Below are 24,602 nucleotides of genomic sequence, written 5' to 3'. Positions count from 1 at the left end.
GGATGCGCCGTCTGCTGCTTTTTTTGCTGTTTATGGTGACGACTGGGGCGATCGCCGTGTTTTCGGTGCAAAATGCAACCGCCGTATCCCTACGATTTTTAGCGTGGCAATCCATTCAGTTGCCCCTAGGGGTTTTATTAGTTCTAGTGGCGGTTTTGGCACTGTGGATTCCCTACATCGCTAGTGCCGGCCGGTAATGCGGTGGCACCCTACCTGCTGGGTCATTCTTTTGGGGCTGCTGGCAATACTGTTACCCTTGGTGAGCGTCGCTCATACACCGCTGCGATTGGAGGTGAATCCCGATCATCCTGCGGCCAATGATGGTTCCTTGCATACCGCCGCTCAGCCCTTTGGGACGATTACGGCGGCTCTGGTATGGGCGCACAACCATGGCGATCGCCCCGTAGAGATTTACATTCACAACGGCACCTACCGTGAAGCCCTTGGCACCCTAGAGAACCATCGTACCCCCCTGCGTCTAGTGGCTCAGACCCCCGATCGCGTCCGTCTGCAGGGAAGTATGCAATGGCCAGACTGGCAATGGGTGAGTACAAATGGAGCCATCCAAGTGTATCGCCATCCATGGCAGCAGCGGTGGGGGGCTGCCGGTAATCCGTGGACGGCCTACAACATTCAGCTGCCGGCCTTGGCTCAGCGGGGGGAGATGGTGTGGTTAGCAGGGGCACCACTACGGCAGCGACTGGCCTTGGCAGAGCTAATGGGTCATGATTTTTACGTGGATGAAGCACAGGGCGTTGTGTACGTGGCATTGCCAGAGGGGGTTGACCCTGCGGTGTTAGAGGTGGCGATTCACCGTGAGGCGCTGCGGTTACTCAACAGTGCCCATATTGCTTTGGTGGGGCTGCGCTTTGAGCATTATGGTGGTGCCTTTAGCCAAGCATTGCGAATTGAGGGCAGCCAAGACATTGAGGTGCACAACTGTACGTTTTGGGGCAATAACTGGGGCGGTCTTGAGATGCACAATAGCGATCGCATCCACATTCGGCAGAGCCGTTTTTTAGAGAATGGCTGGCGGGGGATGGCCGCAGGCGGCATTCGCGATCTGGCGGTGCACGATGTACTGGTCAGTGGCAATAACTGGCGGGGGGGATGGGCTGGCTTTTACGACTGGGATGCTGGTGAAAAGTATTTTCATCTGCGGCGGGCGACCTTTGATCGCTACCGGGCGATCGCCAACCAAGCAGCGGGGCTATGGCTGGATACCGATAATCAGGCGGTAGCAATTCGGCGCTCGCAGCTCATCGGCAATGCCGTTGTTGGTCTGTTCATTGAGGCGGGAACGGGGCCAGTGACGGTTGAAAACTCTGTGATTGCCTACAACTATGCGGTTGCTCCCAACTATTTGCAAACGCCGGGCGTCTTTGGCTGGGCGGCACAGGCCGTGACCCTACGCAACAACTGGATTATAGAAAATGAAGGGGCACAAATTGGCGTGCGCGATCCCTACCCCCGCAGGATCACCCTGCCGGACACAGGCGAGTCAGTCACCATTACGTCCAAGGATTGGCGGCTAGAGAACAACTACATCGGTGCCCAGCAGCAGCTCCTATTAACCACCCTACGGGGGCACCCCTTTCTCGAGACCCTCACCCTAGGGCACAATCAGTGGTGGAGCGATCGCCCCCAACCATTTCACCTTGAGGGCACCCCCTTAAGCTGGCAGGCATGGCAGCAGCAGTACGGTAGCGCCAGCGATCGCTTTCGCAGCAGTGAGTGAGGAGGGCTGTCCATGATTCAGGAGCAGGTCGTTTTGATTACGGGTGCCAGCAGTGGCATTGGTGCGGCCTGCGCTGAAGTGTTTGCCGCAGCAGGCGCACGCCTTATTCTGTGGGCGCGGCGGCAGGATCGCCTAGATACCCTAGCAAAGCGCCTGCCACAGGAGTGCACCGTCTTAACCCAAGCCGTGGATGTGCGCGATCGCCCTCAAGTCTTGGCAGCCCTAGCGTCTCTGCCCCCGGACATGGCCAACATTCAAATTCTGATTAACAATGCTGGCCTCAGCCGCGGCCTTGAACCCTTTGCCGAAGCGCAGATTAGCGACTGGGAGGAAATGATTGACACCAACTTGAAGGGGCTGCTCTACGTGACCCGCGCCATTTTACCCGACATGATTGCTCGACGGCAGGGGCATATTATTAACGTTGGATCCATTGCCGGGCACCAAGTCTATGCCGGTGGCCATGTCTATTGCGCCACCAAAGCAGGGGTACAGGCGCTGAGCCAAGGGCTGCGGCTGGATCTCCTCGGCACCCCCATTCGTGTCACTGAAATTGACCCCGGGATGGTGGCCACCGAATTTAGTGAGGTTCGCTTCCATGGCGATCGCCAGCGTGCTGCCGCCGTCTATCGCGGCATGACACCCCTAAGTGCCCACGATGTTGCGGAAGTCATCCTTTTTGCAGCAACCCGACCTGCCCACGTCAACCTGAACCAGATTGTCCTGATGCCCGTGGATCAAGCTAGCACCACCATGGTTTACCGGCGCAATTCAGAAGCGGAAGCCTGAAGCAACTGGCGACAAGGAAGCGTCAAAAGCGTCGGTCTGGGGGGGTGGGTTGCGAAACCCCATCCCTCTCAAGGGTGGGGTAGTTCATGTGACTGGTTGAATCGGTTAATGGATGGTCTCGACGAGTTTAAGCAGTTTAGCCATAGCTACGACGATCGCTATCGGCACACTGGTCAGGAACTCTTTCGCATTGCCGAGCGCCTCTTCGCAGAGTGTCGTGTTGTCCGCTAGACTTAAAAAACAAGGGCTGCGCCCACCCTAGCGGCACTAAGTATGCACTATAGGGTGATTGTGCTTAATCCTTCCCCAGAATGCAAGCAACATAAAATGAAACATACACTGTCGGTACTAGTAGAAGATGAAGCGGGAGTGCTGACCCGCATTGCTGGCCTATTTGCACGGCGCGGCTTCAATATCGAGAGTCTTGCCGTTGGACCTGCAGAGCAGTTGGGGATCTCTCGGATCACGATGGTGGTGCCCGGCGATGATGCCATCATTGAGCAGCTGACTAAGCAGCTTTATAAACTCATTAACGTCCTTAAAGTACAGGACATTACAACCACTCCTTGCGTTGAGCGCGAACTAATGCTGCTCAAAGTCAATGCAACGGCCAGTACTCGCTCGGAAATTTTAGAACTGGTGCAAATTTTCCGTGCCAAGGTGGTGGATGTGGCCGATGAGTCATTGACCATTGAAGTCTCTGGTGACCCCGGTAAGATGGTGGCCATTGTCCAAATGCTCAATAAGTTCGGCATTCGTGAAATTGCCCGCACGGGTAAGATTGCCCTTGTGCGCGAGTCAGGGGTGAATACAGAGTATCTGAAATCGCTGGAGGCACGGGTTTAATTGCGCTGGAGGCAACGGTGGCTAGGGTGGAGCATCGGGGCGATCGCCCTTGGGTTAAGTAGTTGTACAACTGCGGAACCCCCCACCTTAAGTGACAATACGATTCCTTTAGGGGCTGCCTTTGCCCAGACGGGGAATGCGTCCCTCTACGGTCAGGAGTTAGCTCAGGGAGCGCAGGTGGCGGTGGCGTTTTTTAACGCCCAAGGTGAGCTTAAGGATTATACCCTCCGCCTTGTGCTACAGGATACCGGTAGTGATGAAGCAGGGGCAGTCAATGCCTTTCAAACCCTGATCAACCGCGATCGCGTTGTTGGCATTATTGGGCCAACGCTATCTCAGCAAGCCTTTAGTGCGGATCCCATTGCTGAACAGGCGGGGGTGCCAGTGGTGGCCGCTTCGAATACCGCACGGGGGATTCCCCAACTGGGCGCCTTCATTAGCCGTGTTTCCGCTGGGGTTGAAGTGGTGGCACCAACAGCCATTGACGCCGCCTTGGCCATCAATCCGAACATCCGTCGCGTCGCCGTCTTTTTCGCTCAGGATGACGCCTTTAGCCGCTCGGAAACAGACATTTTTCAGCAGGCTATCCGCAGCAAGCCCAACCTTGAATTGATCACCGTTCAACAAACCCAGACGACCGATACTAACTTTCAAGCTCAGATTAACGCCACCCTCAGCCTCAACCCAGACTTGATCGTAATCTCTGGCCTTGCTGCCGATGGGGGGAACCTCATTCGCCAGTTGCGGGAACTGGGCTATCAAGGGGTGATTCTAGGGGGCAATGGTGTCAACACAGTGAATGTCTTTCCTGTCTGTCGCCGCCTTTGCAATGGGGTACTGGTGGCTCAAGCCTACAATCCTGAAAATCCAGCCCCTATGAACCTTAAGTTCCGTGACGCTTTTGAGGCGCAGTATCGCCAACTGCCCTCCCAATTTAGTGCCCAAGCCTTTACCGCTGTCCAGGTCTTTGCCCAATCCCTCAGCAAACTCTCCCGGCAGCACAATTTAGGGCAGTTATCCTTGCCAGAGCTACGCCAAGCCTTGAATCAACAACTCCTGCAAGATACCTATGACACTCCCTTGGGCGAACTGCGCTTTACCCCAGAGGGGGAAGTAGTGCAACGGTACTTTTACGTGGGGCAAATTGAGATGAGTGAGGATGGCCAAACGGGTCAGTTCCGTCTTGTGCGTCAAGTAGAGCGTCAGCCGTTATCAGGCCAAGGATCGGTACGTTAGCGTCATCGGCGGAAAGCACCGCACTTTACCTTTGGGGCAGTGTTGGGAGTATGCCATGGATTGATAACTTTGATGAAGTTCTAGCAGCTCATTTGCAATCTTAATAGGTTCTTAATTTTCCCCTAACTTTCCCCAGAAATTCCCCAAGTTTTGCGAGGTTTTTCACAGATTTCCTAGGGGTTTTCCACAGGGGAGAACGGTCTGGCAAGTGTTTAGGCAGTTTCTGGGGATAACTCCCTTGAGCAATGCTGAGGATGGCACTGTTGCCGCAAAGCCGCATTCTGCCGTGGATTGCCCGTGTCAGAATAAGCCTAAGAGAGGATTGACAGACTCAGAGCCAACCCAGACAATGGAGTTCCACAGATAGATATTTGCTTGCCAAAAACCTTAACCATCCCGTGCTAAATCCCCTTGATAGCTAGGTTATGGGGATTTAGAGCAGTGCTGCTTGGAATATTTTCCACAGGTTTCCACAGGGCGAGTAGGATTGGCCTGCAATAATGTTTTGGTTTTACCGAGGTAACTCACTGTATGAACGCTCAAGCCACTATTAGTATTCTGGCCGAGATTCCTGAGGAGCTGCACGAATCGTTGAAACATTATCTCGAGCGGCATCCTGACTGGGATCAGGATCGGGTGTTTGTTGCCGCGCTGTCCCTCTTTTTGCTGCAAAATGGAGAGTGCGATCGCCGTACCGCGCGGGTTTATTTAGACTCGTTATTTAAGCGGTTTTAGGCATTGCAGACCGGTGATTGGTAGGAATCAAGCTAGGTGAGTGAACCTATTGTCGTAGATGTTGCTGTTGTTGGGGCGGGGTTAAGCGGCCTGAGTGTTGCATGGCGGTTGCAACAGGTGGCACCGCAGTACAAGGKGGTGGTGCTGGAGGCCAGCGATCGCCTAGGCGGGAACATCACGACCGAAGCGCGGGACGGCTTTGTGTGGGAATTGGGCCCCAATAGTTTTGCGCCCACCCCTGCCCTGCTGCACCTTATTGCCGAGGTGGGGCTTCAGGATCAACTGCTGCGGGGCGATCGCCGCCTGCCCCGTTACATTTATTGGCGCGGCAAGCTCCACCCTTTAGAGCCTACCCGCCCCCTCGCCCTCGCCACGAGCGGGTTACTTAGCCCTTGGGGAAAACTGCGAGCCGCCTTAGGTGCCTTTGGCTTTGTCCCGCCCTACCTTAGGGATGCCGATGAATCCGTTAGCTCGTTTTTTCAGCGCCACTTAGGGAAAGAGGTAGCCGAGCGACTGGTAGCGCCCTTTGTGTCTGGGGTTTATGCTGGCGATCCACAACAACTGAGTGCAGCGGCGGCCTTTCGGCGCATTGTCCAACTGGAACAGCTCGGCGGCGCTCTCATACCGGGTGCCCTACGGCTACGGCGGCAGCAGCCCCCCAAGCCCMCCCCCCCAAAGGGACTCGAGATGCGTCCAGGGGAACTGGGGTCGTTTCAGGAGGGATTAAGTGCCCTACCGCGGGCGATCGCCCACCACTTAGCAGCACCCATTCACTTACAAACGGCACTGCATCAGCTTACCCCCGAACTCAGCGGCGGCTATACCCTAAGCGCCACCACCCCTGATGGCGAGCAAGCATGGCGTGCCCGTAGTGTGGTGCTGGCCMCCCCCGCCTATGTCACCGCAGACCTCCTGCGGCCATGGCAACCTACAATTGCTGCCGGTCTAGAGGGCATTCCCTACCCAGCGGTAGCCTGTGTGGTGTTGGCCTATCCCACGGGGATGGGGGTAATCGCTCGCCCGGGCTTTGGGGTACTGATTCCCCGCACTCAAGGATTACGCACCCTTGGCACAATTTGGTCATCTTGCTTGTTTCCCGAGCGCACGCCGTCTGGCTGGCAAGTGTTTACCAGCTTTATTGGTGGGGCAACGGATCCTGAATTGGCGACGCTTGAACCCGAGGCCATTGTCCAGCAGGTGCAGCAGGATTTAGAGCACATGCTTGCCTTACCCCCAGCCAAAGCCCGCTTATTGGGGATGAAACTGTGGCGGCGAGCCATTCCCCAATACACCCTTGGCTATCCGCAGCAGTGGCAGCAGATCACCCACGCCCTGAAGCACCTGCCCGGCCTATTCCTGTGTAGTAATTACGCGGCTGGCGTTGCCCTAGGCGATCGCGTCGAACATGGGTATAACACTGCTGCTGCGGTGGATGCCTACTTAGGAGGGACGTATGGCTCTGTCTAACTATATGAATGCAGCACTGGATCGAGCTGTCTATCGTATCGACCCCGAAGATGGCTTGATCTACGGTGAAATTCCCGGCTTTGATGGCGTCAGCGCCAAGGGAAAAAACCTCATTGACTGCCGTGAGCACCTGTCGGAATTACTGGAAGATTGGATCTATTTCCATGTCTCCCGCGGCATCCCTGTGCCAATCATTGATGGGATTGAAGTCCCGATTCGTGAGGTCTTTTAGGGAAGACTGGCAACGGTAGAATGGGTAGCCTTGCTTTTTTCCCTCAAAAAGGTATCGCAGGGGGACCTCACCCCTGTAATATCAGTAAAAGAATACTGAACTGAACCGCCCCGTAAGGGAATGTCCACTTCTACGAGCAAAGGGAATCGTCAGCTATGAGCAGTAAGCCAGACCGTGTGGTTCTCATCGGCGTTGCTGGAGACTCCGGCTGTGGTAAATCAACATTCTTGCGCCGACTGGCCGATCTGTTTGGCGAAGAATTTTTGACTGTGATTTGCCTAGATGATTATCACAGTCTGGATCGCAAGCAGCGAAAAGAAACGGGGATTACGGCTCTTGACCCCCGCGCCAATAATTTTGATTTGATGTACGAGCAGATTAAGGCGCTCAAAAGTGGCGAGTCGATTATGAAGCCCATCTACAACCATGAAACGGGCACCATTGATCCGCCAGAAAGAATTGATCCTAACCATGTCGTTGTGATTGAGGGGTTACACCCCCTTTATGATGAGCGGGTGCGCTCCCTGATTGACTTTAGCGTCTATCTCGATATTAGCGATGATGTCAAAATCGCTTGGAAAATCAAACGGGATATGGCGGAGCGGGGGCACACTTACGATGATGTGATTGCCTCCATCAATGCCCGTCGCCCTGACTTTATGGCCTACATTGACCCCCAAAAGCAATACGCCGATGTGGTGCTACAAATTCTGCCAACGCAGCTAGTGAAAGAAGAGAAAGTAGGGAATATTCTACGGGTGCGGATGTTGCAGCGGGATGGCGTTCCGGGCTTTGATCCGGTTTACCTCTTTGACGAAGGCTCAACTATTTCTTGGGTGCCCTGCGGTCGTAAGCTTACCTGTTCCTACCCCGGCATTCGCCTCAGCTATGGTCCTGACGAATACTATGGTCACTCGGTTTCGGTGCTTGAAGTGGATGGCCGCTTTGAAAAGCTGGATGAGGTGATCTACATCGAAAGCCACCTCAGCAATACATCGACAAAGTACTATGGTGAAATGACAGAGCTACTGCTGAAGCACCGTGACTACCCAGGCTCTGATAATGGCTCTGGCTTGTTCCAAGTGTTGACGGGGTTAAAAATGCGCGCCACTTACGAACGACTGACCTCCCGAACGGTGGCCACGGTAAGTAATCGTTAGCCCATCTGCTGGCGATCGCCCCTTGGGGTCATCACGAGGAGCACCCATGCAATCGCGCCATCGATCCAACTGGTTCATTGTTTTGCTCGTTAGTCTGTGCTGGTTCATGCTGGTTTGTGAGCCAGCCCAGGCGGCAGTTGTGGATGATATGGTACTTGTGCCGCGCTACGCCCTGAGCGCCCTCAGGTTCCATAAGCGTCCGACCGTCGAGCCACTGCGCAGGCTGTGGGACACGGCACTCACGCCCCAATTAGCTACGTGGGGCTGGCAGTGGTCTGATATGGCAACGTGGGCACAGGACGAGGGAGTACTGGTACAGTTGCCCTGTGCAACTCAGTGTGATGCGCCACGGTTGCTATGGATTTGGCACTTGAAGCGACCAGACGCTGCCACTGCCTTCTTGAACCAGTATTGGCAAGATCATGCGTTTGATACCCAGACCTACCAAGGGGTTCCGGTGCAGGTGGGCGAGCGGGTCGCCACAGCAACCTTGGGCGATCGCCTGTTAGTGGCCACCGATCCCGCCGCGATCCTCGCTAGCTTGGGCAGCCGTAGGGCGAAGGATGCCAACCTTGGGGGGGTAGCCTTTTATCAAGAGGCACTGGCGCAATTTAATGATCAAGACAGCCTCCTTTTTTATGCCAACCTGCACCCCCTCACCCGAGAGAACCAGTTTGCCCCAGCCTACGATCGCCTCCTAGTGGGGGTTCGTAGCCACAATAATGAGATTCACCTAGAAATTGCTCTCCATGCCACTGCTGCACCGGCGGTAGCTTCCGTACCATTGCCCTTGGATGACCTGCGCACCCTTGGCGATCGCCCCACATTGGTCTTAGCCGGACGGCAGTTGCCCACCACCTACCGTGACCTGCTGGCCAACCTAGAGACATTCAGCGTGGCCACGACCCCTAAGGGTACCCCTATTGTCCCTGAACTGCTGCGGGATTTCACGCTGGGGGTAGATCTAGAAGAGATAATTTTCCCCTTGGCCACAGATCGCTACACCCTTGCGCTGTGGCGGCAACCCGCGGGTTGGCAATGGTGGTGGCAAACCCGCCAAACCCCCGAAACCCCCACACTATTGAAAAAACTGGATGAGCAAGCGCGCTCCGCTGGCTATGACGTGAATCGCCTAGTGCTGGATAAGCAAGCAGTGACTGCATGGGTCAAGCTTGCCCTTGCCGCCGACACCAGCGAAGGTTTAGCCGCAGAGGTAGCAGCGGTCTATCAGCAAGACAACGACACCCTAACCCTTGCTTCGGCACTCCCCTACCTGATGCCTGCCAAGCAACGGGCACCATGGCTGAGCGACGAACTGACCCGTCAACGGCGTGCTATTGTTGGCCTAGCCTATGCCCAATGGTCAGATCTCTACCCTTACCTAGCGGAGCGGGTGCCCCTGTTGGCCTACCTGAATGGTCTAACGGCTGGTTGGCTAGGGCGGCTGCAAAGCATTACATGGGTGAACTATGGTGCTAGCGATCGCCTCCAGCGCAGTGAAATAATTGTTACCACCAATTGATATTAACGAAACGTTAAGTCTGGGGAGGCTAGTTGCTGTAGCCCCTTGCCCCCAGTATTGGTTAAAGTAGGGAGTATTATGTTTGCTGACTGGGGTAATTATGGCATCAGTCCTCGATGTAACCAATCGCGATCGCTCCGTAGAAAGTGAAAGTTTAGCAGCACAAACGTTACGCGATCGCTTGCGGCTCGTTGAAGAGGTCTTGGTGGATGTCCTTGCTGCCGAATCGGGGCAAGAGCTTGTGGATCTGTTGCGGCGCTTGGGTGCCTTGTCATCGCCAGAAGGCCATGCTCTGCATCCACCGGAAGGCGAATTACTCAAAGTGATTGAGTCATTGGAACTGAGCCAATCCATCCGTGCAGCGCGTGCCTTTAACCTTTACTTTCAAATCATCAATATTCTTGAGCAGCATTACGAACAGCAGTACAACCGTGAGCGAGTGCTGCAAGAGGGGTTGCGGCGGCGCAGCGTCATGAGTGAACCCATCTCCGGCGTGAGTGGCGAGGGCTTTCCCTTAGCCCATAATGCGGCCAATGCGACGGATGTTCGCAGCGGGCCAAGCGAGCGCCTAGAGCATAGTTTGTACGAAGCTMCCCCCGCCACGCAGCAGCACGGCTCCTTTTCATGGCTGTTTCCTCGCCTGCGCACCCTGAATGTGCCCCCTAAGTATATTCAAAAACTACTGGATCAGCTTGACATTAAGCTTGTTTTTACGGCGCATCCAACGGAAATTGTGCGCCAGACCATCCGTGATAAGCAGCGGCGGGTGGCACGGCTGCTGGAGCAAATGGATACCGTTGAGGGAGCCTCGCCCCACCTCACCGATTGGACGGCTCACACCCTACGCGCCCAACTGATGGAGGAAATCCGCCTGTGGTGGCGCACCGATGAGCTGCACCAGTTCAAGCCGGAAGTGCTTGATGAAGTGGAATATACGCTTCACTATTTCAAAGAGGTGATTTTTGCAGCGATTCCCCAGTTGTATCGCCGCCTCCAGCAATCCCTCAAAGAGAGCTTTCCCTATCTCACTCCCCCCCGCTACAACTTCTGCCGTTTTGGTTCGTGGGTCGGGGGCGATCGCGACGGTAACCCCTCCGTTAAACCGGAAGTCACATGGCAAACCGCTTGCTATCAGCGCAACTTAGTTCTGGAAGAGTACCTAAAATCTGTTGAGCGGCTGATTAACCTGCTTAGCCTGTCACTGCACTGGTGTGATGTGCTACCGGACTTGCTAGACTCCCTTGAACAAGATCAACGGCAACTCCCCAGTGTTTACGATCAGTATGCGGTGCGCTATCGCCAAGAACCCTACCGTCTCAAACTCACCTATGTCCTCAAACGGCTGCAAAACACGCGCGATCGCAACCGTAACCTCCAAACCTACTGCATTCGCCGCCCAGATGCCGAGTCCCTCAACAGTGGTCAGTACTATGCCCACGGCCATGAATTTTTAGCAGAGCTAACCCTGATCCAACGCAACCTCAAAGAAACGGGACTGACCTGTCGGGAACTGGACGACCTTATCTGCCAAGTAGAGGTGTTTGGGTTTAATTTGGCAGCCTTAGACATTCGCCAGGAAAGCACGTGCCATGCCGATGCCCTCAACGAAATCACCGCCTACTTAGGCGTGCTGCCCTGTCCCTACAATGAGCTATCGGAAACCGAGCGAACCCGCTGGCTCCTGAGTGAGCTATCGACCCGCCGCCCCCTCATCCCGGGCGAACTCCCCTTTAGCGATCGCACCAATGAAATCATTGAAACCTTTCGTATGGTGCGGCAACTGCAACAGGAATTTGGTACTGATTTGTGCCACACCTACATTATTAGTATGAGCCACGATGTCAGCGATCTGCTAGAGGTGCTGCTCTTTGCCAAGGAAGCAGGGCTGTTTGATCCGGTGACGGGTGCCAGTACGGTACAAGCGATTCCCCTCTTTGAAACCGTAGAGGACTTAAGACGCGCCCCAGCGGTCTTGACGCAGTTGTTTTCCTTGCCCTTCTGCCACAATTATCTGGCCAGCCACACCACCCCCTTCCTACAGGAAGTCATGCTGGGCTATTCCGACAGCAATAAGGATTCGGGCTTTTTAAGTAGTAATTGGGAAATTTATAAAGCACAGCAGCGGTTGCAAAAAATTGCCGAAGCCTTTGGATTTCAACTGCGGATTTTCCACGGACGGGGTGGCTCCGTCGGACGGGGCGGCGGACCTGCCTACGCAGCGATTTTGGCGCAACCCGAACAAACGATTAATGGCCGCATTAAAATTACCGAGCAGGGAGAAGTGCTGGCCTCGAAGTATTCCCTGCCGGAATTGGCGCTCTTTAACCTAGAAACGGTCGCAACAGCGGTTATTCAAGCCAGCTTACTCCGCAGTAGCATTGACGAAATTCAGCCATGGCATGAAATCATGGAGGAGTTGGCCATGCGATCGCGCCAGTGCTATCGCCATCTCATCTACGAGCAGCCAGAGTTCATTGAGTTTTTTAACGAAGTGACCCCGATCCAAGAAATTAGCCAACTGCAAATTAGCTCGCGACCAACTCGCCGAGGGGGCAAAAAAACCCTAGAGAGTCTGCGGGCTATTCCATGGGTATTTAGCTGGACGCAAACGCGCTTCTTGCTGCCTGCTTGGTATGGGGTTGGCACTGCCCTCAAGGAGTTTTTAGACGAGAAACCTGCTGAGCACCTCTCGTTGCTGCGCTATTTCTACTACAAGTGGCCTTTTTTCCGGATGGTGATCTCGAAGGTGGAGATGACCCTTGCCAAAGTCGATCTAGAAATTGGCCGCTACTACGTCCAAGAACTGAGTGCCCCCCCAAATCGCCAGTCGTTCTTCCGCCTTTACGATCAAATTGCTGAGGAGTACCGACTCACTAGTGAACTGATTTTGACAATTACTGGGCACGAGCGATTACTAGATGGCGACCCAGCCTTGCAGCGCTCTGTGCAGTTACGCAATCGCACCATTGTGCCGTTGGGGTTCTTACAGGTGTCGCTACTAAAACGCCTGCGCCAGCACAACAGCCAAACCACCTCCGGGGCAATTTTGCGCTCCCGCTATGGTCGGGGGGAACTGCTGCGGGGGGCATTGCTGACCATCAATGGTGTGGCCGCTGGGATGCGCAATACCGGCTAAGCCCCTGCCAAGCAATACAGGTAGCCATCCAGCGCCAAGGTAGCAAACAGGCGGGGGCGATCGCCCCGTAGGTTATGGGCATCATTGATCATTCCCAAGAAACACCGGAATCAGGAGTTCCGTTTCTGGTTTAGCAGGCATTGTCAGGCTTGCAAACTCGCTGTCGTCGGGGATAACAGCTTGGGCATCACTTCATTGCCGCAGTGTCAAGCCAGCTGCCAGTCCGGTGCCCCCCCAGAGGAGAAAACGGTTGATTTGCCGTCGTTTCACTGTTGACCTAGGTTGAATGAGGGGTTGGAGCAAATATGACAAAATTACTGGTATCGAAGTGATTCTAGTCAATTTTTGTATGCCTTTGCAGCGGCGCCAGTTTCTACAAGGCCTCATCGCCGGGGTCACTCTGACCCAGTGTCGGCCCGTGCCCCTTGCCGCAACCCAACAAAATACCTGGGATGTCGTTATCGTTGGCGCTGGGATTGCTGGCTTGGCTGCAGCACAGCGATTACAAGCCGCAGGGCAGCAGGTCTGCATTCTGGAAGCGCGCGATCGCCTCGGTGGCCGCATTTGGACGGTGTCTGACTTCACAGTTCCCGTCGATTTAGGGGCAAGCTGGATTCATGGAATCCAGGGAAACCCCATTCAGCGCCTTGCAGTGGCCGCAAGACTACCCACCCAAGTAACGGACTACAACAATCTCATCCTCTACAACACTGACGGTCGTTCTCTGTCGGCAGCCGCTACAGAGCATCTTTATGATCAAGGCGATCGCCTCCTTGAGCAGGTGATGGCACAGCCAAGTGGTTCTAGAGATTCACTGCAGGCGATTATTACGCAAGTACACCCCCAAGCCCTGCCCCCCAGCCTTCATTTTTACCTGAATACCACCATTGAGCACGAACGCGCTGCCGATGTACAGGAGCTATCCCATCAGCACCTCGACAGTGATGAAACCTTCGACGGTGATGATGTGCTGTTTCCCCAAGGGTACGATGGTATCATTCGGTATTTAAGCCAATCTCCTGCCCCATTAACGGTGTATCGTAACCAACTGGTGCAGGGTATTGACTATAGCAACCCTAAGGTTATCACCCTAGAAACGAACCAACAGGTGTACTGTGCCCGCGCCGTCATCGTAACGGTTCCGTTGGGAGTCCTCAAACGCGGTCGGATTGTCTTTGAGCCAGCCTTACCTCGGATAACTCAGCAGGCTATTGACAACCTTGGTATGGGAATCCTCAACAAAGTTGTGTTGGAATTTCCAACGGTTTTTTGGGAAGACGTAGAAATCCTGAACTACATTTCTGCCAGCAAAGGGGAGTGGTGCGAATGGCTCAACCTGCACGCCTACACAGGGCAACCCTTACTGGTGGCCTTTAATGCCGCCACCGTTGGTCATCGTCTTGAAACGTGGTCAGATACTCAGGTGATCACTGCGGCCATGGCTACGCTACGGCGGTTATACGGTACGAAGATTCCTGACCCCACAAAATTTGCTATTACCCGCTGGGGGCAAGATCCGTTTAGCTACGGTGCCTACTCGTTTATTCCTCCCTTAGCCAGCCCCCAAGACTACCGCACCCTTGCCCAACCCATTGAGGGGCGGCTATTGTTTGCTGGCGAAGCCACCCACGATCGCTATCCGGCCACAGTGCATGGCGCCTATTTGAGCGGCGATCGCGCTGCTAGGGAATGGCTGTCATCAGCCTAGCGCCCTGCAAACACAAAGATTACCCTGCGTCGTCGCTGTTCGACGGTGCAATTGAGCGAACTTAGCCAACGGCTACCGTAGGTTGAGGCACAGCAAATTTAGCCATAATAGTCTCTGCCATCTGGGGCGGCGTTAGGCCAAGATCCGCTTTAGACTCATCTGGTGTGGCGTGCTCCACCAAAATATCTGGAACGCCTAAACGCAGCACAGGTACAAGAACGTCTGCGTCCTGCAATGCTTCTAAAACCGCTGAACCAAATCCTCCCATCAGGCAACCTTCTTCGAGGGTAACCACTCGACCCGTTTGTTTGGCTAAAGGAATAATTAACTCTGTGTCGAGCGGTTTGGCAAAGCGTGCATTGATTACCGCGGCACGCATACCATGTTCTTTGAGGATTTCCGCGACCTGCAGGGCTGGATAGACCATGGAACCGTAGGCAACCAGCACCAGATCCTCCCCTTGGCGCAGGAGTTCCCCTTTGCCGATGGGCAACGGCTCCCAGCCTTCCTCCATCAGGGCAACACCGTGGCCATTTCCCCGCGGATAACGCAGGGCAATGGGGCCAGCGGTGTAATTAATGCCGGTCACCAGCATTTGTTGGAGTTCAGCTTCATCTTTGGGAGCCATTAGCACCATATTGGGCAGGCAGCGGAGGTAGGCAATGTCGTACATTCCTTGGTGAGTCGGCCCATCAGCCCCCACAATACCGGCGCGATCCATGCAGAAAAAGACCGGCAGGCTCTGGATGCAGACATCGTGAACAATTTGGTCGTAGGCACGTTGTAAAAATGTGGAGTAAATTGTGGCTACAGGGCGCATTCCTTGGGTGGCGAGGCCAGCAGCCATTGTGACCGCGTGCTGCTCAGCAATGCCAACGTCAATGTATTGTTTCGGCAGCCGCTTTTGCAAAATATCTAGACCGGTGCCTGTGGCCATGGCAGCAGTAATACCAATAATGCGCGGGTCATTTTCGGCCAATTTAGTGAGGGTTTCACCAAAAACCTTCGAGTAGCTGGGGGGCTTGGGCTTGCTGGAGGGTTTGGCTTTGCCGGTCACCAAATCAAAGGGGTTTTGGGCATGGTAGCCCACTTGATCGTTTTCGGCGATCGCATAGCCTTTGCCTTTAATCGTTGCCACATGAACCAAGACCGGCCCGCTAATGGTGTGGGCGTGCTGGAAGGTGGCAATCAACTCTTCGAGGTTATGGCCATCCACTGGCCCGACGTAGGTAAAGCCGAGTTCTTCAAACACCGCTCCAACCTTGGGTACGGCTAACCGTTTCATACCTTCCTTAATGCGGTGCATTTCCGGGGTGAGGTTTTCCCCAAGAAAGGGAATGTGCTTAAATTGTTCCTCAAGGTTATCGGCAATGAATTGGACTTGGGGGGACAGGCGAATCTTGTTTAAGTAGCGGGGAATGGCCCCCACGTTGGGAGAAATCGACATTTCGTTGTCGTTAAGAACCACCATGAGGTTGGTGTCTGGAAGGTGCCCGGCATGGTTAATGGCTTCTAGCGCCATGCCACCCGTCAAAGCCCCATCGCCAATGATGGCCACCACCTTAAAGTGCTCTCCCTTAAGGTCTCGGGCGATCGCCATCCCCAATGCTGCTGAGATACTCGTCGAGGCATGGCCGGCACCAAAATGGTCAAAGGGACTCTCCCGTAGATTTAAGTAGCCCGCAATCCCACCCTTTTGGCGCAGCGTATGAAAGTTGTTATAGCGACCCGTCAACATTTTGTGGGGATAGGCTTGGTGGCCAACATCCCAAATCACCCGATCTTGCTCTAGATCAAGGGTTTGGTACAGAGCTAGGGTCAACTCCACCACACCTAAGCCCGGCCCCAGATGCCCTCCCGTTGCCGCCACCGTTTCCAGATGCTTATCGCGGATCTGTGCTGCAATTTGACTCAACTGAGCAATGGATAACCCGTGCAACTGGTTAGGATGGGTGAGCTCACTCAAATGCATAGAAACCCGGCCTCGTTGAAGTATCGACTTGGATAGTTTGCCGCTGAAGGGGGAACGACCTTCTGACTGATTCTAGCAAAGTCCTCCGACCCCCTTCTCCTATTGTGTCCCTAAGCGAGGTGAAAATCCGCAATAATCGCGAAATAGCTCATCTTGACTTCTCTCCTCCTTGAAAGAGAGGAGATTCCCAAAGGATGCTACGCAACGGGCTGAAGCCGCGTTGCTTCGCTTTTCCCTTGAGCTGTCACCCACAACTTAATGCGGGTGGGAGCAGTCAAAGACCCCCTACTCACCTCAAGCATTCCTGCTATTGGGACTACGTTTATGTTTCGGTTTGTGGTTTCGCGCTTTTCAACACTAGCCAATTCGATACGCTCAACATCCTGCCATTGCTTGCAGTGGTTTAGGCTTGCCGCCAAAGCGGTAGTGACTTACTTGCCGGGATTTCTCCGTACTAGGATGTTTCTTCGCGTAGTTGATACGCCTACTTTCCACGTCTCTAGTTTAACGCATAGAGAGGGCTAAAGCCCCCTGAGTTGGCTGTATCCCCTCGCTAAAGCGGAGGGGTTTTAGCCCGCCCACATCACTACTATAAAAGTAAAAGTAAAAGTAAAGTAACGATGACCTGACGCTCCCTGCCCAGCATGGGGATACTGCCTCTAGCTGGCACCTGTACATTATTCGCCTCAAGCTGGATCAGATAGGATGCTCTCACCGTGAGGTGTTTGAGGCACTTCGCGCTGCCGGAATTGGTGTGAACCTGCATTACATCCCTGTCCATACCCAGCCCTACTATCAGCAGCTTGGCTTTCGCTGGGGAGAGTTCCCCGCCGCTGAAGCCTATTACCGCGAAGCCATCAGTTTACCGCTGTACTATGGGTTAACGGTTGAGCAGCAGGATTATATTATTCAAGTACTGCGCACCCTGATTCCATAGACCCAGAGGAAAACGACGTTCTCAATGGGTTTTCTGGCTCAGCCAACGGCAAGGGATATAAGGGGATATAATCATAGAGTATTTTGCCCTCTACGCGGTCTTCAACGGATATGGCCTTTGAGATTAATCACGGTCTTGGTCGCTTCAACTCCAAACGTGATTTGCACGCTGCCCTTGGCATTCCTTTATCGGCACAGCCCGGAGAGATTCGTAAGCGGTACCTCAAAATTGCCAAAGCCCTGCACCCGGACAGCCGTGATGAAGAATCGGGGAAGAAATTAGCCAGTGACTTGCTCTCTAAATTCGTCAACCCAGCTTACGAAATTCTCTCTCAAGATAAAGAACGGGAAGAGTATCAGGTTATTCTGCGGTTACTTGAAAAGCAGCTAGTATCTGCCAATATGGTGCCCGAGCCAACTTTCAGTTTGGCTGAAGACCTGTTTAACGCTACGAATGTTGAGGAAGCCTACCAACAAGCTCTGGAAAAATTGGCTAAGGAGCAATACAGCGATCTGGCCAATGCCCTGACCGTCAGTGAACAAATTAGTGAACTCAATCTGATTTATCTGTGGCGATCCTCGGGGGGGAAAGCAGCCGCCCCAGTTAGTGCTGCCCCACCGGCGACCCGCCAAACAATGGCTGATACTCAGGTTCGCCCAGCATCAGAGCCTGTAGTGGCTGCTACGCCGGAGCCGTCCAAGACTGACCAATATACCGAGCAATACTATCGCCGTGCTGAGGAATTACTCAATAAAGGCGTTTATCTAGAGGCTATTAAGGAGCTTAAGGATGCTCTGAAAATTGACCCCCGCAGTGCCCGTTGCAATGCTTTACTGGGGAAGGTGTACTTGCAGCAGGGTCAAAATAGTATGGCAAAGATACATTTCAACCAAGCCCTCAAGCTGAACCCCCAAGAAATTGTTGCCATTCAAGGCATGGAAATCCTTGCCAAAAAGGAGCGCAAGGCACAGCARAAAAATACGCAGCCGCCACAAGGTAAGGAGGGGCGAGATAAAAAGGGTGGCTTCTTTGGTGGTCTTTTTGGGAAGAAGTAGCCTGCTATGGTGTATCAACCGGCCTGTGGTGCCCGTGATATTTTGCCGTTGGATGTTGCTCGTCAGCGCTGGCTGGAGCACCGCCTAGAGCGCGTTTTTCAAAGCTGGAGTTACCAAGAAATTATTACCCCAACTATTGAAACCTTGGCGACCTTAACTGCTGGGGGCGCACTCAAGCCGGAAACCGTCATTCAGGTGCACTCAGGGAGTGATGAACTCCTTGGTTTGCGTCCAGAGCTAACCGCCTCCATCGCCCGGGCGGCAGTGACTCGGATGGCAGGAATGCAGCTGCCCCAACGCTTGTACTACAAAACCAATGTCTTTCGGCGTTCGGCTATGGGGGGGTCCACCGCAGGGGACTTAGGCAGTCAGCAAGAATTTTTTCAGGCTGGGGTTGAACTGTTGGGGGCAACCGGCCTAGCAGCGGATGCTGAAATTCTTTGGTTGGTGCAGGAGTGCCTGAGTGCGCTTGGGGTTGACAATGCTTATCTGATGGTCGGTGATGCTCAGTTAACACAGCTATTATTGGCAGAATTTCCGACTGAGTTGCAAAACGTGGTGCGGCAATGTTTGGCTAGTTTAGACCGTGTTAGTTTGCAACAGTTGCCGTCACCTTGGGCAGAGCGCGCCTGTCAACTCTTTGATCTGCGGGGTTCCCTCAGAGACGTTGAAGATGAATTAGAGAGGTGGCGCGTGTCCGCAGAGATCCATCAGCGTTTTCAAGCTCTCCGGCAACTTTTGGAACTGGTGGGCGATCGCCTCACGGTCACGCTTGACCTCAGTTTAATTCAATCCTTTAACTACTATACGGGGATTGTTTTTGAAGTCTTAGTTGCCACCGAAACAGAACTGCGCTTGGTGGGTCAGGGAGGGCGCTACGATCAACTTCTCAGCGTGTATCATCCTGATGGGACGGCTCTACCTGGCATTGGCTTTGTTTTTAACGTTGAACAATTGCTACAGGCGATCGCTAGTCCTCCGGCCTCTTTACTGGCGGCTCGCAGTCAGTGGCTAGTCGTCCCTCTGAATCCTGCTGCCTTAGGGGCTGCCCTTCAGCATGCCCAAACCCTGCGACTCGATGGCTCAACCCGAGTGGAGCTGGCTCTTTTGGAACTTGCGCCAGAACAAATCCGTTCCTACGCTCGCGATCGCCAAATTCCCTATATTGCTTGGATTGATGTTGATACCCCCCCGCAAATTGAATCTCTTATCGACCCGCTCACGCTGACGCAAAGCCGTGAAACAGCGACCCTTTTGCCACCACGTTCATAGCTTCGCTCCAGTACAAGTTATTGGCGGCTATAGCATTGCAGTCAACGCCTCTGTTAGAATAAAAAGCCGCAGCAATGTGGGCGGTTAACTCAGTTGGTAGAGTATCTCGTTTACACCGAGGCTGTCGGGGGTTCGAGTCCCTCACCGCCCATACACAAACAATCTGAAGTTAAGCTCCTATCAGGTACTGCTCGCCCAACGCAGTATAGGCAGAGCACTGCGACGGATTTTTGGTAGGCGCACTCAGCGCTGCACAAGGGCTGGCAACTCGGGAGAACTTTGCTGCAAGTGGGCTAACTCTTCGACAAAATCACTAATGCCTTGAAATTGACGATAGACCGAGGCAAACCGTACGTAAGCGACTTCACTAATCTGTCGCAGACGCTGGAGAGTCGCTTCTCCGAGTTCGCTACTGCTCACTTCGCGCCGCGATCGCAATTGCAAGTCCGCCTCAATATCGTCCACGAGGGCTTCAATTTGCTGTTGTGGGACATTGGTTTTACCACAGGCGGTCATGATCCCCCGCAATAGCTTCGAGCGATCAAACGATTCACGATTGCCATCCCGCTTAATGACAATAATAGGGACAAATTCAATCCGCTCGTAGGTGGTAAAGCGTCGCCCACATTCTAGACACTCCCGTCGCCGCCGGATACTTTGCCCACTTTCTGCGGAACGGGACTCTAGCACACGACTATCGGTATGGTTGCAAAAAGGACACTGCATAAGCACTCAGCCACAATGAGGAGGAGCAGCGCATCAAAGGCTTGTTTGTATCATAGCTGATTCTCTCGGTGCCCTAAGAAGGTATAGGGCAATACCATGATTTGCTACGCTGAAGCTAGACCACGGGTATCACACCATGACCAATTCTGAGCCTCCGAAAAAAAGCGGCCAACCTGCTATCATTAACATTGAACCGGAAACCCTTCTATTCATTGTTGCCTTGGGAATTTTTATTCCCCTGATTGTGGTTGGCTTTTTTGCACGCTAATCAATCAGTTACGAAATCAGTTGCCCAGTTTGCAATTGCCAAAGGCTGTAGTACAGTCCTTCCTGAGCAAGTAGCGCTTCGTGGGTGCCCTGCTCGACAATATTCCCCTGTTCCATCACGTAAATACAGTTGGCATGGCGAATCGTTGAGAGCCGATGGGCGATCGCGATCGTCGTGCGGTGCTCAGTAATGTGGGCAAGGGAGCGTTGAATCGCCGCTTCGGTTTCGTTATCCACGGCTGAGGTGGCCTCATCCAACACCAGAATAGGCGGATCCTTGAGAATGGCACGGGCGATCGCCAACCGTTGACGTTGCCCCCCAGAGAGTTTTTGCCCCCGCTCCCCCACCACCGTGTCATACCCTTGCGGCAATTGCTCAATAAACTCGTGCGCCTCCGCCATCTTGGCGGCTTGGATGACCTCCGTCAGTGTGGCATCAAAGGTGCCGTAGGCAATATTTTCAAAAACAGTGCCATGGAACAAAAACACATCCTGACTTACCCAACCAATAGCGGCTCGCAAATCCTGCAAGCGATACTCGCGAATGTCAATACCATCAATACACACACACCCCTGCTGCACCTCGTAAAAGCGCAGGAGCAACTTCACCAGTGTACTTTTGCCAGAGCCAGTGGAGCCAACAATGGCCACAGTCTGCCCAGCGGGAATCGTCAGGTTAATATGTTTGAGCACAGCAGAGCGCCCAGCATAGGCAAAGCTTACATCCCTAAAGGCCACCTCTCCCTTCACCCGAGATGGGTCTAGGGGGCGATCGCCCGTCCGAATGGCAATAGGGGTCTCCAGTAAATTCAACACCCGCTGCGTAGAAGCCATCGCCCGCTGATACTGATCCAGCGTTTCCCCTAGACGCGTCAAAGGCCACAGCAAGCGCTGAATCAGGTACACCATCGTACTGTAAGCCCCTACATCAAGATGGCCGTTAAACGCCGCAAAGCCCCCCAGCACTAGCGTTCCCGTAAAACCAAACAAAATCACAAATCGAATCAGGGGAATATAGGCAGCACTAAGGCGAATGGCACGGCGGTTACTCTGCCGGTAGGCATCACTGTCAATACGCAGTCGCTCCAGCTCATAGCGCTCAGCCGTGAAACTTTTAATGGTTTGAATGCCGGTAATATTATTTGCTAAGCGTTCGTTGAGTCGCCCCGCCTTTTCGCGCACATCCGCATAGCGCGGCGCTAAACGCCGCTGAAATACCAGCGAACCCCACAGGATAAACGGCATCGGCAGCATCCCCCAAAACGCCACCGTCGGTGCCAGCACAACGAAAATCCCACCAATGGCAATAACAGTGGTCGTCACTTGTAAGATTTCATTTGCCCCGCCATCAAGGAAGCGTTCCAACTGATTAATGTCATCATTGAGAATCGCCAAGAGTAGCCCACTACTGTGGGCCTCAAAAAACGCCATATCCATCTCTTGGACACGGGCGTAGGTTTCTAGGCGCAAATCGTGCTGAATCTGCTGTGCCAAATTGCGCCATGCCCGCGCATAGGCATACTCAAACAGCGACTCAAGGCTCCAAATAATAAAGGAAATCAGGGCAAGAGCAAGGAGTTGGTGCTCAAAAGACACAAGACCCCAGCGGGCAAACAGGGAATCTTGCCGCTGCACCACCAAGTCCACCGCAATCCCAATGAGAACCGGAGGAGCTAAATCAAAAATTTTGTTAAGAATAGAATACAGGGAGGCCAGCCCAACCTGTCGCCGATAGCGTTGAGTGTGATGTAGTAGCCGAACAAACGGATGCAATGGCCAACAACTCCCCTCAATGATCTTAGCCTAGCGCGTTACAGGCGCAGACTCTTGAATCGGCACCCATTCGGTGTGAAATGTGCCGGGCTTATCAAGGCGCTCGTAGGTGTGGGCACCAAAAAAGTCGCGCTGCGCTTGGGTCAAATTTTGCGGCAGGCGATCGCGCCGATAACTATCAAAATACTCTAAAGACGCACCAAAGGCTGGAGCAGCAATACCTAAACGAGTAGCCTCCAGCATCACCTCCCGCCAAGCTGCCTGTTTATCCAGAATAGTTTGCTTAAACTCCGGTGCCAGCAATAGGTTTGGCAGATCAGGGTTTTCATCATAGGCCTGCTTAATTTTGTTCAGAAAACCAGCGCGAATAATGCAGCCTCCTTTCCAGATGCGGGCAATTTCACCCAAATTCAAGCGGTTGTCAAACAACTCCCGCGAGGCTTTGGCAATCAGTGCCATCCCTTGAGCATAGGAGCAGATCTTTGAGCAGTAGAGAGCATCGCGAATCTTATCAATAAACGCATTCACATCGCCACTAAAGCTAGCGCTTGGTCCTGGAAGCTGTTGTGCTGCGGCCAGTCGCTCCGCCTTGATTGACGACATAATGCGGGCATTGACCGCTGCAGTGATCGTTGGAATAGCCACCCCCATATCAAGAGCCGTTTCCACCGTCCAGCGACCCGTCCCCTTTTGACCAGCCGCATCCACAATCACGTCCACCAAGGGCAGTTGAGTCTCAGGGTCAATATAGGTAAAAATCTGGCTAGTAATTTCAATTAAAAACGAATTGAGTTCCGGAGTGCCGTTCCATTCCTTAAACACCTCGTGGAGTTGCTGATGATTCAGCCCCAGCACATTCTTAAGGAGGTCGTAGGCTTCGGCAATGAGTTGCATATCGCCATACTCAATGCCATTGTGCACCATCTTCACATAGTGACCTGCTCCCCCAGGCCCAATGTAGGTCACGCAGGGGCCATCATCCACTTGCGCCGCAATTTTCGTCAAAATGGGCTCCAATGCCTTGTAGGCATCGATACTCCCTCCGGGCATGAGGCTAGGGCCATTGAGCGCCCCTTCTTCACCGCCACTCACCCCCATACCAACAAAGCACAGACCTGCAGCTTCTAGTTCAGCAACTCGCCGCTCAGTATCGGTGTAGAGCGAGTTACCCCCATCAATCAGAATGTCTCCGGGTTCAAGGAGGGGCTTGAGTTGGGCAATGAGATCATCCACCGGCTGTCCTGCTTTCACCATGGCCAGAATTCGCCGCGGCCGAGATAGAGAGGCTACAAATTCTTCGAGAGTATAGGTCGCCTTAAATTTACGGCCAACAGCGCGTTCGGCCATAAACGCCTCCGTACGGGCAGGGGTACGATTGTAAACGGCCACTGAAAAACCATTGCGTTCGACGTTGAGGGCAAGGTTTTCCCCCATAACAGCGAGGCCAATGAGTCCAAAATCTTGCTGTGACATAAATTCGTCCTGCGCTTGCAGTGGCAAATATCATTTCCACCATAGCGGGAAGCTCTGGGAACGCAATGGAAGAAGACGTTAACTTTTACCCACAGAACTGAGAGGATGCGGACTTCCATGCCCCTTAAAGGGTGAAGGCATCGACACTGTCCGCATAACTGTTACTGCGTCTCCGCTCAGTTTTGGTGCGAGGTTGCTGGTGTGTGCGTTCTCGAATCCCTGTTAAATCCTCTAGTGCAATGCTGGCAGAAAGAGACGTTGCGCTTTCAACGATGCGCTCGGAAACAGTGTGGTTCACATCGGGTAGGGCTGGAAGCCCCGTACTTCAGTGCGGGGAGGAAAGCTCCTTTAGCAACTTCAGTTGTTTTAGGTTATAATTATACTGCGGACACCAGAAACGGTTGTTCAAGGCACTGGTAACGGTCGATTGGGGGTGTTGTAAACCACCCCAGAGGCTCGCGGTTGGCTTGCTAACTGCAGGGCTACTAAAAGCTCCCTGCTTTAGCTGGGAGTAGTTTACAGGGATTGCACCCGACCATACCAACGCATCAAGATCGT

21 protein-coding genes, 1 tRNA gene and 1 pseudogene are annotated in these 24,602 nt (G+C 53.6%); 18 read left to right on the top strand and 5 right to left on the bottom strand.

What is annotated here, in order from left to right; genetic code table 11:
* Positions 1 to 2 precede the first annotated feature (2 nt).
* From L5470_RS04300 to L5470_RS04240, 13 genes are all read left to right on the top strand, one after another.
* Positions 3 to 197 (top strand): lipopolysaccharide assembly protein LapA domain-containing protein, encoded by a 195-nt coding sequence (locus L5470_RS04300; protein ID WP_099798267.1) that lies wholly within the window; start codon positions 3 to 5, stop codon positions 195 to 197.
* The gene (locus L5470_RS04295; protein ID WP_499498372.1) at positions 197 to 1,738 is read left to right on the top strand and encodes a right-handed parallel beta-helix repeat-containing protein; all 1,542 of its coding nucleotides are present in this window, start codon (positions 197 to 199) and stop codon (positions 1,736 to 1,738) included. The genes L5470_RS04300 and L5470_RS04295 overlap by 1 nt, the downstream gene beginning before the upstream one ends.
* A gap of 12 nt (positions 1,739 to 1,750) precedes the next feature.
* Positions 1,751 to 2,527: an SDR family NAD(P)-dependent oxidoreductase gene (locus L5470_RS04290; RefSeq protein WP_227517541.1), complete on the top strand. Its 777-nt coding sequence runs from the start codon at positions 1,751 to 1,753 to the stop codon at positions 2,525 to 2,527.
* Positions 2,528 to 2,635: 108 nt separating this feature from the next.
* The gene (locus L5470_RS04285) at positions 2,636 to 2,758 is read left to right on the top strand and encodes a hypothetical protein (protein ID WP_499498370.1); all 123 of its coding nucleotides are present in this window, start codon (positions 2,636 to 2,638) and stop codon (positions 2,756 to 2,758) included.
* Positions 2,759 to 2,854: 96 nt separating this feature from the next.
* Positions 2,855 to 3,373 (top strand): acetolactate synthase small subunit, encoded by a 519-nt coding sequence (ilvN, locus tag L5470_RS04280; protein WP_099799812.1) that lies wholly within the window; start codon positions 2,855 to 2,857, stop codon positions 3,371 to 3,373.
* Positions 3,374 to 4,609 (top strand): ABC transporter substrate-binding protein, encoded by a 1,236-nt coding sequence (locus tag L5470_RS04275; RefSeq protein WP_499498368.1) that lies wholly within the window; start codon positions 3,374 to 3,376, stop codon positions 4,607 to 4,609.
* A 531-nt stretch (positions 4,610 to 5,140) separates the two neighbouring features.
* A complete protein-coding gene (locus L5470_RS04270) occupies positions 5,141 to 5,344 on the top strand; it encodes a DUF2811 domain-containing protein (protein WP_448524668.1) in 204 nt (67 codons plus the stop codon).
* A gap of 36 nt (positions 5,345 to 5,380) precedes the next feature.
* Complete coding sequence (gene hemG, locus L5470_RS04265) at positions 5,381 to 6,811, top strand: protoporphyrinogen oxidase (RefSeq protein ID WP_499498366.1); 1,431 nt, start codon at positions 5,381 to 5,383, stop codon at positions 6,809 to 6,811.
* Entirely contained in the window at positions 6,798 to 7,043 is a 246-nt protein-coding gene (locus L5470_RS04260; protein ID WP_499498364.1) for a type II toxin-antitoxin system HicB family antitoxin, read from the top strand. The genes hemG and L5470_RS04260 overlap by 14 nt, the downstream gene beginning before the upstream one ends.
* A 155-nt stretch (positions 7,044 to 7,198) precedes the next feature.
* On the top strand, positions 7,199 to 8,203 hold the full coding sequence (locus tag L5470_RS04255; protein ID WP_448515353.1) for a phosphoribulokinase: 1,005 nt from the start codon (positions 7,199 to 7,201) through the stop codon (positions 8,201 to 8,203).
* A 46-nt stretch (positions 8,204 to 8,249) separates the two neighbouring features.
* The gene (locus tag L5470_RS04250) at positions 8,250 to 9,725 is read left to right on the top strand and encodes a DUF3352 domain-containing protein (protein WP_499498361.1); all 1,476 of its coding nucleotides are present in this window, start codon (positions 8,250 to 8,252) and stop codon (positions 9,723 to 9,725) included.
* A gap of 100 nt (positions 9,726 to 9,825) precedes the next feature.
* Positions 9,826 to 12,861, top strand: coding sequence for a phosphoenolpyruvate carboxylase (gene ppc, locus L5470_RS04245; RefSeq protein ID WP_499498359.1), 3,036 nt, complete (start codon positions 9,826 to 9,828; stop codon positions 12,859 to 12,861).
* A gap of 349 nt (positions 12,862 to 13,210) precedes the next feature.
* Positions 13,211 to 14,569 (top strand): flavin monoamine oxidase family protein, encoded by a 1,359-nt coding sequence (locus tag L5470_RS04240; RefSeq protein ID WP_499498357.1) that lies wholly within the window; start codon positions 13,211 to 13,213, stop codon positions 14,567 to 14,569.
* Between the two features lie 61 nt (positions 14,570 to 14,630).
* Here L5470_RS04240 and dxs read toward each other — a convergent pair whose 3' ends face one another.
* A complete protein-coding gene (gene dxs, locus L5470_RS04235) occupies positions 14,631 to 16,541 on the bottom strand; it encodes a 1-deoxy-D-xylulose-5-phosphate synthase (protein ID WP_099798257.1) in 1,911 nt (636 codons plus the stop codon).
* 625 nt (positions 16,542 to 17,166) lie between these two features.
* On the opposite strand from dxs, the gene L5470_RS04230 reads away from it, so the two are divergent.
* The 4 genes from L5470_RS04230 to L5470_RS04215 all read left to right on the top strand — a co-directional run bounded on the left by L5470_RS04230 (position 17,167) and on the right by L5470_RS04215 (position 19,956).
* Positions 17,167 to 17,478, top strand: coding sequence for a DegT/DnrJ/EryC1/StrS family aminotransferase (locus L5470_RS04230; RefSeq protein ID WP_198406230.1), 312 nt, complete (start codon positions 17,167 to 17,169; stop codon positions 17,476 to 17,478).
* A gap of 110 nt (positions 17,479 to 17,588) precedes the next feature.
* Positions 17,589 to 18,533 carry a J domain-containing protein gene (locus L5470_RS04225; RefSeq protein ID WP_099798655.1) on the top strand — a complete coding sequence of 315 codons (945 nt, stop codon included), beginning with the start codon at positions 17,589 to 17,591 and terminating at the stop codon, positions 18,531 to 18,533.
* Between the two features lie 6 nt (positions 18,534 to 18,539).
* On the top strand, positions 18,540 to 19,805 hold the full coding sequence (locus L5470_RS04220) for an ATP phosphoribosyltransferase regulatory subunit (protein ID WP_099798656.1): 1,266 nt from the start codon (positions 18,540 to 18,542) through the stop codon (positions 19,803 to 19,805).
* A gap of 78 nt (positions 19,806 to 19,883) precedes the next feature.
* Positions 19,884 to 19,956, top strand: a tRNA-Val gene (locus L5470_RS04215).
* Between the two features lie 92 nt (positions 19,957 to 20,048).
* Here L5470_RS04215 and nrdR read toward each other — a convergent pair.
* On the bottom strand, positions 20,049 to 20,531 hold the full coding sequence (gene nrdR / locus L5470_RS04210; protein ID WP_499498354.1) for a transcriptional regulator NrdR: 483 nt from the start codon (positions 20,529 to 20,531) through the stop codon (positions 20,049 to 20,051).
* A gap of 136 nt (positions 20,532 to 20,667) precedes the next feature.
* On the opposite strand from nrdR, the gene L5470_RS04205 reads away from it, so the two are divergent.
* Positions 20,668 to 20,799 carry a hypothetical protein gene (locus L5470_RS04205; protein WP_257790497.1) on the top strand — a complete coding sequence of 44 codons (132 nt, stop codon included), beginning with the start codon at positions 20,668 to 20,670 and terminating at the stop codon, positions 20,797 to 20,799.
* Positions 20,800 to 20,807: 8 nt separating this feature from the next.
* Here L5470_RS04205 and L5470_RS04200 read toward each other — a convergent pair whose 3' ends face one another.
* The 3 genes and pseudogenes from L5470_RS04200 to L5470_RS04190 all read right to left on the bottom strand — a co-directional run.
* Positions 20,808 to 22,571, bottom strand: coding sequence for an ABC transporter ATP-binding protein (locus L5470_RS04200; protein ID WP_499498351.1), 1,764 nt, complete (start codon positions 22,569 to 22,571; stop codon positions 20,808 to 20,810).
* A gap of 30 nt (positions 22,572 to 22,601) precedes the next feature.
* On the bottom strand, positions 22,602 to 24,044 hold the full coding sequence (gene gnd, locus L5470_RS04195; RefSeq protein WP_499498349.1) for an NADP-dependent phosphogluconate dehydrogenase: 1,443 nt from the start codon (positions 24,042 to 24,044) through the stop codon (positions 22,602 to 22,604).
* A 151-nt stretch (positions 24,045 to 24,195) separates the two neighbouring features.
* A pseudogene (locus L5470_RS04190) lies at positions 24,196 to 24,342 on the bottom strand (RNA-guided endonuclease TnpB family protein); the annotation flags it as partial.
* Positions 24,343 to 24,602: the final 260 nt, after the last annotated feature.

Origin of the sequence: Synechococcus sp. PCC 6717, assembly GCF_022698185.1 — a bacterium.
Classification (GTDB): Bacteria; Cyanobacteriota; Cyanobacteriia; order Thermosynechococcales; family Thermosynechococcaceae; genus Thermosynechococcus; species Thermosynechococcus lividus.
Note: the sequence above shows the minus strand (reverse complement) of the source record. Positions and strands in the feature narration are given on the sequence as shown.